Below are 11,950 nucleotides of genomic sequence, written 5' to 3' on the forward strand. Positions count from 1 at the left end.
GACGCATGACATACACGCTCGAGTGGCAAGCCTATACAAAGCTCGCACGACAAACCGTTGCGGAAGGAGCGGTGCTCTTACAAAACGATGGTGTACTCCCGTTGCAACCCGCATCGACGGTTGCGGTCTTCGGACGCAATCAGTTCAACTACTATAAAAGTGGCACAGGATCAGGCGGAATGGTCAACGTCACGAACGTCGTCAGTCCGCTCGATATGCTAAGCGAAGACGTGACGTTGAACACGGACGTCCTCAAAACGTATGAGACATGGCTTGAAGACCATCCGTTTGATCAAGGTGAAGGCTGGGCAGCCGAGCCATGGTCACAAGAAGAGATGTCGCTTGACGCGACACTCGTTCAGCAAGCAGCACTTGATTCCGATGTTGCTGTGATCATGATCGGTCGCACGGCTGGGGAAGACCGTGACAATACAGCGGATCCAGGAAGTTACTTCCTGACGGAGACGGAACAGGAGATGCTTCGTCTCGTGACGACACACTTCAAACGGACCGTCGTCGTCTTGAACGTCGGAAACATCATCGATATGCGCTGGGTCGAAGAGACGGCGCCAAGTGCTGTCCTCTACGCGTGGCAAGGGGGAATGGAAGGGGGAACTGGACTGAGTGATCTCTTACTCGGACGCATCTCGCCGTCTGGGAAACTACCGGATACGATTGTTCGTTCACTCGATGATTACCCGTCAACACCACACTTCGGTCACGCCGATCGCGCGTTGTATCAAGAAGACATCTATGTCGGATATCGTTATTTCGAGACGTTCGCACCGGAAGCAGTCTTGTATCCGTTCGGGTATGGATTATCGTATACGTCGTTCAACCTGACGACAGATGTGACGACGTCAGCTGATGCCTGGACGATTACAGCGACGGTGACGAATACCGGGCAGACGAACGGGAAGGAAGTTGTACAAGGATACCTTGAGAAACCACAAGGACAACTCGGGAACCCAACGCGTCAACTCGTGACGTTCGGAAAGACAAAAGAACTCGCACCAGGTGAGCAAGAGATTCTCACGCTCGTCGTACCGTGCGCTTCGTTTGCGAGTTATGACGATAGTGGCGTCACTGGACATAAGTCGTCTTATGTCGTTGAACCCGGGACGTATCAGCTCTATCTCGGAACGGACGTCCGGTCGGCGGTTCTAGTCGCAAGCCATTCTGTCGAGACGCTTGACGTCACGGACGTCTTAAGTGAGAACATGGCACCGGTGACGGCATTCGAACGCATCAAACCGCAAGCGACCGAAACGGGATATACGGTGACGTATGAAGCGACACCACTGCGGACGATCGATCCGGAACAGCGTCGTCAACAGGAGCGTCCCGTTGAACGGACGCAGACGGAAGATGCTGGTTGGAAGTTAAGCGACGTTAAAGAAGACCGAGTCACGCTTGAGACGTTCCTCGATCAATTGACGGATGCGGATCTCGCGGCAATCGTTCGGGGTGAAGGGATGAACTCACCGCGTGTTACACCAGGAACGGCGGGCGCTTTCGGTGGCGTGACGACAGAACTCGAAGCACTCGGTATTCCGGCAGGCTGCTGCGCGGATGGTCCGTCTGGAATCCGGATGGATATCGGGACAAAAGCCTTCTCGTTACCGAACGGAACGTTGCTTGCCTCGACGTTCAACACGACGTTGATCGCGGATCTATTTGAGATGACAGGTCTTGAGTTGCGGAAGAACGAGATTGATACGTTGCTTGGACCCGGGATGAACCTCCATCGTCATCCACTCAATGGACGGAACTTCGAGTATTTCTCGGAAGATTCATATCTGACTGGAAAAATGGCAGTAGCACAGCTCGACGGGATGCACCGTGTTGGTGTGACAGGAACGTTGAAGCACTTCAGTGCCAACAACCAAGAGTTCCACCGGCATGATCTGGATTCGATCGTGTCAGAACGGGCGTTACGTGAGTTGTACCTGAAAGGGTTCGAGATGGCAGTCAAGGAAGGGCAAGCGTACTCGATCATGACGACATACGGTGCCGTCAATGGCATCTGGACTGCTGGCTTGTACGATCAGAACACACGGATCCTACGTGATGAGTGGGGCTTTGACGGAATCGTCATGACCGACTGGTGGGCGAAGATCAATGCGGAAGGATTAGAAGCAAATCGTCAGCAAACGGCGACGATGGTCCGTTCGCAAAACGACCTCTATATGGTCGTCGGGGAACCAGGAACGAACCCGTTCGAGGATGATACGTTGACGGCTCTTGCCGACGGGACACTTCGACGTTCGGAGTTACTGCGGAGTGCCGCGAACATCTGTCAGTTCTTACTTCAGTCACCGGTCATGGACCGGGTGATGGGAACCGCGACATCGATTGATGTCCTCGGGGCACCGGTCGAAGAAGAGACACTCGAAGAGCAAGCCGTCTCGCACCAACGTCTCGTCAGTGGAGATGCCTTCCCGTTAACAGACGTTACGACGACGACAGGTAGTAGTCACGTCTTCGCTGTTACAGCAGAAGAGACAGGGATGTATCAGGTCACGTTGACGGCACGTTCGAACGCCGGCGAACTGGCGCAAATGCCGGTGACACTGTTTGCAAATAACATGCCGGTCGCAACGTTCACCTTCAACGGAACGAACGGCGAGTGGGTCAGCCAGACGAAGGACGTCTTCGTCTTCAACCCGCACAACTATTTAAAACTCTACTTTGCACTCGGTGGTCTGGAGTTAAAAGAGTTGACGTTTACGCTTGCGGAATCGTTTCATATGAAGAACGGCTAATTGCATTAGCTGGACGGAAAGGACGGATCGCTTGCAGTTTTCCATCATCAAAAAACGGGTCGAGCAACTGCTCGCCCCGTCATTACAAGGACGGGTTGCTTTTCACGCCGCCGTCTACCGGATTCAAGACAGTCCTAGTCGCGTCTGGGTGGCGTTTGACGGAGAAGAGATTCTCAGAGCGGACGACTTTCGTTTCGAACGAGAAGTCGAGCGGCGTTATGCATTACAAGCTACACAATTACCGGAAAGACCAAATGGATCGTTTCAAGAACTATGGCAGTCCGACTGGTTGAAGCAGTCGCATGCGTTATCGGCTGACATCGAACGACAGGTCAAACAAGACGGGTATCTAGAGAACTATGAGATGCAGCAAGATTTGTTACAGTACCCGAATCTCGCGTTTGAACAAGCGCTCGTTCATCCACATCCTTTCATCCGCGGTATCGCGCGGCTCGATCGACGACTCGGGAAACGACGTTTCTTGTTACTGACACATGCTTCAGACTTTGAACAGTGGTGTGCGCATACGCGCCAAACAGTTGAAGGCTGGTGACACCAAAAAGCACGCTTCCTCAAGAAGAGGAGGCGTGCTTTTTATTCCATCATGGCGTTTGTTTCGTGATCGCTAACGCGACTTCGCGAACAGTGACGTCTTGTGGCATAGAGTAGATGAAGAAGACCGTATCTGCTACATGACGTGGATCAAGCGTCGTGCCACCAATCGTTGATTTCCACTCTTCGATTCCTGAGACGAGTGTGTCATTCGTGACATGATTCAGTAATTCCGTTTCGGCGTATCCAGGAGAGACGAGTGAAACGCGGACATTGTGCTCGGCGACTTCTTGACGAATCGTTTCCGTTGCTCCGTGAACACCGAACTTACTTGCGACATATGCAGCATGATTCACGAACGCTTTGAAGCCGGCAATGGAAGACATGTTGAGGATCGTTCCATGCTGACGTTTTTTCATATCTTCAAGCACGATTTGCATCCCGTTCAATACACCTCGGACATTCGTATCCAGCATCGTCTGCCATTCGTCTGGTTGTTGCGTCTCGATGTTACCGAGTAACATGACACCGGCATTATTGATGAGGAGATCGGTTTTTCCATACCGTTCTTCTGCTTCCCGGACGGCAGATTCAAAAGCGGTAAGATCTGTCACGTCGACTTGTTTGAGAAGAACATGCTCAAAATCGAGTGGAAGTTCCTCCATTTTCTCAAGACGTCTTCCGAGTAATAAGAGTGGGAACCCTTCCTGGTTAAAACGTTTGGCAATTTCAGCACCGAATCCTGAGCTAGCACCTGTAATGACGACTAATGGTTTATTCATGAGATAAATCCCTTCTTTCTGTGTGATTATCTCGACCTTATCGGTTAAACCTTAGTTTAAGTCAACCCCTATGCTCATCAAGACGGGTTAAAGCGTCGATGGATTGTTCCGTTGCTAAAAGACGCTCGAATTGTTCTTGAAGATCCGGTTGGAATAGGGTCGTACCTGGTATGAAGTGAAGTGATTCCGTTCCAGCTTCGATGGCTGTTTTGTAATACCACTTCTTGAAGCGAAGAAAGGCTTGTTGTGCTTGCAATTCTTCGATTTTTGCTTGTAAATGTTGTTCCTCTTCATCCAAATAGTCGTATCGCTGACGAAGAGAGGCATCGCCTTGCATACATAATTCAATGAATGCCGCGATCGTTTTAATCGGCACACCACTCCGTTTCAGACAATCAATTGTTTCGATATAGTTGAAATCATTTTCCTTGAACTGTCGTCGTCCGTGCTCATCCCGGTCGACGAACGGGAGTAACCCTTTTCGATCGTAAAATCGGATTGCGGAAGTTGAAATCCCCATTCGTTCTGCTACTTCACCGATGCGCATACTCATTTGTTAGCCCTCCTATTCAAAAAAGAGAAGTCGGACTCGACTTCTCTTTTACGTATTATGAAATTGAAAACGAGTTGACCTCGTGAATGCCTTCTTCTTCAACGAAAGCGTCGAGTAAAGCACGCACTTCGTCCGTTGAGTTCGTCTCCATCAATTTGACACGCAGTTCACTCGCACCGCGGAATCCGCGGACGTAAATCTTGAAGAACCGGCGTAATGGTTTGAAGAGGCGTGGCTCGAATTGAGTCGAATAGTGATCGTGTAGATCAAGTTGTAGACGTAACAAATCGAGGAGTTCTTGGCTCGAATGTTCTTTTTTCTCGACTTCGAACGCAAACGGGTTGTGGAAGATCCCGCGCCCGATCATGACGCCGTCGACACCGTACTTCTCGACGAGTTCAAGACCATGTTGGCGATCATTGATATCTCCATTGATCGTCAGTAACGTCTGTGGTGCAATCTCATCACGTAACTTCTTGATTTCCGGAATCAATTCGAAGTGCGCTGGAACGGCACTCATCTCTTTACGTGTCCGGAGGTGAATCGAGAGGTTCGCGATATCTTGCTCGAGAATGTGGCGCAACCAATCGTGCCACTCTTCGACCTTCGTGTACCCGAGACGCGTTTTGACGCTGACTGGGAGACCGCCTGCTTTTGCAGCTTGGATCAATTCAGCCGCCACTTCCGGACGATTGATCAAGCCAGAGCCTTTTCCGTTAACAGCAACGTTATGGACGGGACAGCCCATGTTGATGTCGATTCCGCTAAAGCCCATCTCTGCCATACCGATACTCATTTCGCGGAAATATTCTGGTTTGTCGCCCCAGATATGAGCAACCATTGGTTGTTCATCTTCCGTGAACTCGAGACGTCCGCGGACGCTCTGTTTGCCTTTCGGATGACAATAGCTTTCTGTATTCGTAAATTCCGTGAAGAACACGTCCGGACGCGCCGCTTTTGCGACGACGTGACGGAAGACGACATCGGTGACGTCTTCCATTGGTGCTAAGACGAAAAATGGTCGTGGTAGGTCCTGCCAAAAGTTCTTTTTCATAGTATATTAAACCCTTTCCTTAAGGTAATGCACATGTGTGATTAAAGAATTTCATCAACTATACACTTTAAGCGCTCTCGCTAAAAAGTGCAAGTGAGTGCTATTCGTTACCTCGAGGAAAGAGAGTGGTGTACCATATGCCGTGCCATCCAGTCTGGTCCCGAAATCAGGTGTCCGGCTTCATCCTTGTAGATGACGTGCTCCGGGCGAAGTTCCGTCGGTGAGACGAGTCCTGCTGCCGCCGTCAGGTTATAGAGACCTTCTCTTAACGAAATGATGTAGTTCGTCACGCGGAAACTCTTTTCGTCGACAATCAGCGCCTTTTGTAGTTTTGGATCGGTCGTCGCGACACCGACTGGGCAATGATTCGTATGACAGACTTGGGCTTGGATACAGCCGACATTAAACATCAAACCACGCGCGATGTTGACGAAGTCAGCGCCGAGGGCGAGGGCGATCGCAATCTTATCAGCACTGATCAGCTTACCGGACGCAAACACTTTGACCTTGTCGCGTAAACCGGCTTCTGTCAGGAGTTGATGGACGAACGGCAAGGCGGAAAAGAGCGGTAGACCGGCCGCATCGGCGAGTTCCTAGAACGTCGCACCGGTTCCCCCTTCGCCACCGTCGACCGTCATGAAGGCCGGATGACGTCCAGATTCTTTCATATAAGCAATCAACTGCCGCATATCTTCGAGATTACCGACGACGACTTTAATCCCGACCGGTTTGCCGCCGACTTCGCGGAGACGTTCGACCCAGTCGAGCATCGTCTCTGGTGTCGTGAACTCGTTAAAGCGATTCGGACTATCGATGCCAACACCGACTTTGACTTTCCGGACAGCAGCAATTTCTTCTGTGACCTTTGCACCTTCTAAATGTCCGCCGCGCGTTTTAGCTCCTTGGGCGAGCTTGAGTTCGAAGGCTTTGACTTGCGGTAACTCACTTTTTTTCTGGAATTCGTCGAATGAGAAATCACCGTCCTCCGTCCGGACACCGAACAGACCGGGACCGATCTGACAGATGATATCGACGTCACCTTTGAGATGAAAATCGGACAAACCACCTTCACCAGTATTCATCCAGCTGCCTTTAGCGCGACCGAGTCCGATCGAGAGCGCAGTGATGGCCCGGTCACCGAGTGCTCCAAAGCTCATTGCCGATTGACCGATCAGCCCTTGGATTTGATAGGGGTGTCGACATGTCGTCGCGCCAATGACCGGTGCATCCTCCATTTTCAAGAGATAGGGTGAGATTTGCTTCGCAACGAGATGTTCTTTACGTGTAAATAGTTCGTCACGGTCGATTTGATAGATGTGCGTATCAACACGTTCTGATTGATCGATGCGTAGTTCATTTCGATTCGTTGGAAAGAGGGCGTTTTGTACATAAAAACCGGCTTCTTCAAAGTCACGTTCCGATCCAAAACCGAGAATCCGACTTTGGTATTTTCCAGAAAGGACGGCTGTCTTGTATTCATTGCGGGAGAAGGGCTTGCCTTCGTTATTGTTGAGAAATAAGTATTGGCGGAGTTCCGGTCCCATGTTCTCGAGGATGTAGCGCATCTTTCCGAGGACGGGGAAGTTGCGCAGGACCGCGTGTTCTTGCTGGCGACGATCGGCTCGCCAGACATGCCAAAAGAGAAGGGGCGGGACAAGGATGATCAACAGGGCGATGGCGAGCAGAATGAAGAGAACAATCGTATCGATGGACATCAGAATTCCTTCTTTCCCGTAAATTCGTGGTATGTAAGTTGATACCACTGAAAGTCCGGACACAAACGATAATTTCCAGATATTGAATCTTTTCCGTCAATGATCGCGTAAATGAAACTATACATTAAAGGAGGAGACCGGTATGCATACACTCTATATGAAACAAAAAGCCTTCAGTTTACGTGGACGATTTGCGATTCAGGACGAAGCGGGACACGATGCGTATCACATCGAAGGCAGTTTTATGAAATTACCGAAGACCTTTTCCGTAACGAACCGAAACGGAGAAGTCGTCGCCGAAATCGAGAAGAAAACGTTTAGTTTCCGCCCTGTCTTTTATGTCGAAGCAGCAGGACAATCATTTGAAATCATTAAAGAACTTACCTTCTTCAAGGACCGTTATACGATCAACTCGGATCAGTTCGAAGTGACGGGCGACTGGTGGGATGTTGATTTTGAAGTCCTACAACAAGGGCAACGGATTGGTCGCGTTCAGAAGAAATGGATTTCTTGGACTGATCAGTACATGATTGAAGTCGAAGATGAAGCGATGGAAGAGTTATTGATTGCCCTTGTCGTCGCGATTGATTGCGTCAAGGCGGAGGAAAGTTCAAACAACTCGTCTTTCATCAATTGAAAAGGGGAATGATGCAAGATGGAGCAATGGGATGTATACACAGCGGACCGCAAGAAAACAGGACGGCTCTGGACACGGGGAACACCGCATACAGCGGGCGATTATCACATGACGATTCACGTCTGTGTCTTTAACGCCAAGGGAGAGATGCTGGTCCAGCAACGGCAACCGTTTAAATCCGGCTGGCCGAACATGTGGGATTTGACGGTCGGGGGTAGTGCGATCAGCGGGGATACGAGTCAGATGGCAGCGCAACGTGAACTGTCGGAAGAACTAGGACTCGATATCGATTTCACGGGTGTCCGTCCCCATCTGACGATTCCTTTTGAAATCGGTTTTGACGATTATTATCTCGTCGAGCAGGAAGTGGATTTGACGACGCTAACGTTACAGGAAGAAGAAGTCCAGCGCGTCGCCTGGATGACAGAAGAAGCGATCGTTAATGGAATCGAAGAAGGCTGGTTCATCGGTTATCATGAATCATTGATTCGACTGTTATTTGCTCTTCGTCATAGCTACGGCGCGCATAACGAAGCATAAAAACAAGCCCTTCCGGTGATTCCGGAAGGGCTTGTTGCTTGATTAAGCGGATTTTCGAACTGCATTCGTCCGTTTTGGTTTCGTTTCTGGTAAGAAGAACGTGAAGAACAGGTAAACGGAACAGCAGAGGAAGAAGACGATCATCGAGACCGTATATCCAGCATGTCCGAGTGCGTAACTCCAAATGATCGTAAAGATCGTCTGCGTCGCATAGGCGATCGCCCAGAAGAGACCGAACAAGACAGTGATTTTTTGCGGCGTCATGCCTTTTCGTTCGTGTGCCAAGTTCATGAAAATCGGATACTGGATGTACATCGCAAATCCGGAAATGAACGCAAAGACATACGAAACGAGTGGCGAGATGTTTCCGAACAAGACAGTGACAAGGAAGCTCGCAATCATGACCGTCCCGCTGATTAATAGAATCGGTTTACGTGGTGTGCCCTTGTTACCGATCCGTAGACCGACGAACGTACCGATGATTCCAGCACCTGAAACCAACAGGTTGACGAGTGAACCGTTCAACTGCGTATACGTATCGAAAACGGGTTTCAAGCCGACGAGCGATAAGATATAGAGCGTCAAGAAACCACCGAAGGCGATTGCATATTTCCAGAGGAACGAATCGCGGACAGCGTCTCCATAACCGTAAGGCGTTTCGTCCGCGTCCGAAGCATCGTTCAACTCGAACGACTCACTACCGATCCACCACGCGAAGAAGAGAATCGCTGTCAGACTCGCGAAGATCGTCAACGTCAGTTTCCAGTCACTGACGAATTGATCGGCGAACAACGTGAACAAGAGCGAAACGACGAATGCACCGACGTTATAGGAGACGGTGTTGAAGGCATTGATCCGTAATTTTTCAGCTGGATCTTGAACGTAACGTGTCACGACTGGGTTCATGTAAACGATGACCATTGAACCACCGAGTCCCATGACCATGCGAGCGACCGTATACGCCCAGTAGTTCGGCAGATAGATGGCGACAATCGACATCATCAGGAACAACAGTGCGAGTAGCGGTGCTTTTTTCGGACCGAGCTTCATCAAGATGAGCGCGGCGAGAATGTTGGCGAAGACACGTGCCGTCGTGATCGAATAGTTGACGAGTTGTGAGATGAGAGGGTCAACGGTCTGATTACCGAAGAAATGCGCCGTGATTTGTGGCGTCAACGACGAACCGGCGACCCAGTTCATGGCGAAGGTCGCATAGGCGAACCAGAGGACGATCATCATGAAATAGCCTTTTTTTGTGGTAGACATAAAAATCCCTTCTTTTCTGAAGTTCCGCTTCATACATGAATCGAAAACTACTTAACTTTGTTATCAATTCGTTTAATATAAAGCCGTTTTGAAGGGAAGTAAAATAGATAGTTCTTATGAAATCTATAAGCAAATTGAATGAGTGGAGTTCGTTATTATTCTTCAAAGGAATAATAATAGAAAGTTAAATGGTTATAATTGTAATAAAAGGAGGTATTCGCTTGAAACCTAATATTTTTGATTATGCCACCAGTGAGTTATCGCAAGATGCCTTTCTATGTTGGTTATTGAAGTGGGCGGAAGAAGGAGTACGAAGTCACGATCCACAACTCCATGCGATGGCGAATGAGTTTGTACGTGAAATGTTCCACCTTCATGATTGCCCATTGCGGGAACCCATTCACAGTGTCCGTATTAGAAGACAGTTCAATAGTCTAGATATATTAGCGGTCATCAATGAGACATATGCCATTCTGATCGAGGATAAAGTCTTTACGAAACATCATTCGAACCAATTAAATCGATATCTTGACATGGTCAAAACGCATCCCGAGACATGGCATTTGAAGCCGATACCGATTTATTACAAAATCGTAGAACAAGGCGATTACTCCGGTGTGACAGGAGCAGGATATCAAGTATTCACACGAACGAAGATGATCGAAGTACTGAGCGGCTTTCATCCTTCGACGACCAATGAGATTTTGAATGATTATCTTCAGTATCTCAAGCAGATCGACACCTCAATCGAATCCTATAAATCACTACCTCTCACGGAATGGAGCAATTTCTCTTGGCAAGGATTCTTTAGAGATCTGCAAAAAGAATTGCAGAACGGAAACTGGGGGCGCGTGGAAAATGCCCGCGGTGGATTTTGGGCATTTTGGTGGAAAGGGAAATGCAGTCAGCACTATTGGCAGTTAGAAGAATCAACGTTAAAAGCAAAGGTAGAGGCTACTGATAGTCAAAATATGAGAGCGTACCGAGATCAGTGCATGCAGGCGTTATTAGAGTATTCTCAAACGAATGAGTTGAATTTAAGTCGACCGAAAAGTGTTCGTAGCGGAAAAACGATGACGATTGCACAACGCTCCGATTACATACAAGTCTTTGATGATCAAAAAATTGATTTTGACCAAACCGTATTCGAATTGAAGCGTTATGCACATTTAAGTCAGACTCCGTTAGTATAGATCGATTTGTTGAAAGGATATGACACCATCGATTTGTGTCACCTTAAAAATATCCGGATTCTTCAGCTGTAAACTTTCTTCAAATCCGAACGTTGGGTCGAGCGCATGTAAATAGAGAGATAACAAATTCCCGTGTGTCACGAGGATCGATACATCGTGTTGCTGCAAGGCTTCTTCGACGACACGGATGATGCGACCCGTTGCTGTCCGACTGGATTCACCACCAGGACACGTATAGTCTGGATCGACGAATGTTCGACGAAGATGATCCTGCCAATCTTCAAGTGGAACAGCACTTAACCGTCGCTCTTTTAAGTCATCTTCTTGTATGATCGATAGTTGTAGGGCAGTCGCAAGTGGTTGAATCGAGTCAATGGCACGGCGATACGGACTTGAAATGATGTGACTGATCGGAAGCTCAAGTAGTTGTTCGCACAGTCGTTGTGCTTGGTCCTCTCCTCGTGACGTTAATGGGGCATCAGGTGCCTGACCGGTCGTTTCGCAGTGGCGAATCATGTAAATCGTCGACATGAATGTTTCATCCTTTCGTGATGAAGTAGTGCTGTATGATTTCTGGAAAAGATGGTAAAGTCCTTTTCATGAATTGAAAAATCATTTTGAGAAAGGCGTTGACAAACGCTGTCGAGATTACTAGAATTAGAAACAATTCATCGATGCAGCGACGCATCGGATAATCAAATAAAGAGAAAGCTATGATTGTCATGGGTCACACTATGGCAGGAGCAGCTTCTGGAGAGACCGTGTTGACACGGCGCCGAAGGGTTCACAATCTCAGGCAAACGGACAGAAGAGTAATCACATGCAGCGACGGGCATTCATAGAATGTCGTAGTGGCGTGTATGGGTTATTCCTTTGATTTTGTTGAGATTGGA

Annotated in this window: 10 protein-coding genes, 1 pseudogene and 1 riboswitch; of the genes and pseudogenes, 5 read left to right on the forward strand and 6 right to left on the reverse strand. The window is 48.8% G+C overall.

Going from position 1 to position 11,950, the window contains the following annotated elements:
- The first annotated feature begins 5 nt into the window (after positions 1-5).
- Both ACV3PA_RS02790 and ACV3PA_RS02795 read left to right on the forward strand, forming a co-directional pair.
- Positions 6-2,765: a glycoside hydrolase family 3 protein gene (locus ACV3PA_RS02790; RefSeq protein ID WP_456125577.1), complete on the forward strand. Its 2,760-nt coding sequence runs from the start codon at positions 6-8 to the stop codon at positions 2,763-2,765.
- A gap of 31 nt (positions 2,766-2,796) precedes the next feature.
- On the forward strand, positions 2,797-3,318 hold the full coding sequence (locus ACV3PA_RS02795) for an SF0329 family protein (RefSeq protein ID WP_456125578.1): 522 nt from the start codon (positions 2,797-2,799) through the stop codon (positions 3,316-3,318).
- 49 nt (positions 3,319-3,367) lie between these two features.
- Here ACV3PA_RS02795 and ACV3PA_RS02800 read toward each other — a convergent pair whose 3' ends face one another.
- From ACV3PA_RS02800 to ACV3PA_RS02815, 4 genes and pseudogenes are all read right to left on the reverse strand, one after another.
- Positions 3,368-4,099 carry an SDR family oxidoreductase gene (locus ACV3PA_RS02800; RefSeq protein ID WP_456125579.1) on the reverse strand — a complete coding sequence of 244 codons (732 nt, stop codon included), beginning with the start codon at positions 4,097-4,099 and terminating at the stop codon, positions 3,368-3,370.
- A gap of 61 nt (positions 4,100-4,160) precedes the next feature.
- Entirely contained in the window at positions 4,161-4,652 is a 492-nt protein-coding gene (locus ACV3PA_RS02805) for a MerR family transcriptional regulator (RefSeq protein WP_456125580.1), read from the reverse strand.
- Positions 4,653-4,707: 55 nt separating this feature from the next.
- Positions 4,708-5,706 (reverse strand): tRNA dihydrouridine synthase, encoded by a 999-nt coding sequence (locus tag ACV3PA_RS02810; RefSeq protein ID WP_456125581.1) that lies wholly within the window; start codon positions 5,704-5,706, stop codon positions 4,708-4,710.
- Between the two features lie 107 nt (positions 5,707-5,813).
- Positions 5,814-7,421: pseudogene (locus tag ACV3PA_RS02815) on the reverse strand (FMN-binding glutamate synthase family protein).
- 142 nt (positions 7,422-7,563) lie between these two features.
- On the opposite strand from ACV3PA_RS02815, the gene ACV3PA_RS02820 reads away from it, so the two are divergent.
- Positions 7,564-8,058, forward strand: a complete 495-nt coding sequence (locus tag ACV3PA_RS02820) for an LURP-one-related/scramblase family protein (protein ID WP_053451990.1) — start codon at positions 7,564-7,566, stop codon at positions 8,056-8,058.
- Positions 8,059-8,076: 18 nt separating this feature from the next.
- Entirely contained in the window at positions 8,077-8,598 is a 522-nt protein-coding gene (locus ACV3PA_RS02825; protein WP_053451991.1) for an NUDIX hydrolase, read from the forward strand.
- A 42-nt stretch (positions 8,599-8,640) separates the two neighbouring features.
- On the opposite strand, the gene ACV3PA_RS02830 is transcribed toward ACV3PA_RS02825, so the two are convergent.
- Positions 8,641-9,864: an MFS transporter gene (locus tag ACV3PA_RS02830; RefSeq protein WP_053451992.1), complete on the reverse strand. Its 1,224-nt coding sequence runs from the start codon at positions 9,862-9,864 to the stop codon at positions 8,641-8,643.
- Positions 9,865-10,085: 221 nt separating this feature from the next.
- Between ACV3PA_RS02830 and ACV3PA_RS02835 the strand changes: the two genes are divergently transcribed.
- Positions 10,086-11,057, forward strand: a complete 972-nt coding sequence (locus tag ACV3PA_RS02835; protein ID WP_456125582.1) for a PD-(D/E)XK nuclease family protein — start codon at positions 10,086-10,088, stop codon at positions 11,055-11,057.
- Here the strand turns inward: ACV3PA_RS02835 and ACV3PA_RS02840 are convergent.
- On the reverse strand, positions 11,049-11,588 hold the full coding sequence (locus ACV3PA_RS02840) for a histidine phosphatase family protein (RefSeq protein ID WP_456125583.1): 540 nt from the start codon (positions 11,586-11,588) through the stop codon (positions 11,049-11,051). The two genes, ACV3PA_RS02835 and ACV3PA_RS02840, sit on opposite strands and share 9 nt — an antisense overlap.
- Positions 11,589-11,797: 209 nt before the next feature.
- A riboswitch (glycine riboswitch) is annotated at positions 11,798-11,875 on the forward strand.
- Positions 11,876-11,950 lie beyond the last annotated feature (75 nt).

This window comes from Exiguobacterium sp. EA-TM-5 (assembly GCF_053878415.1).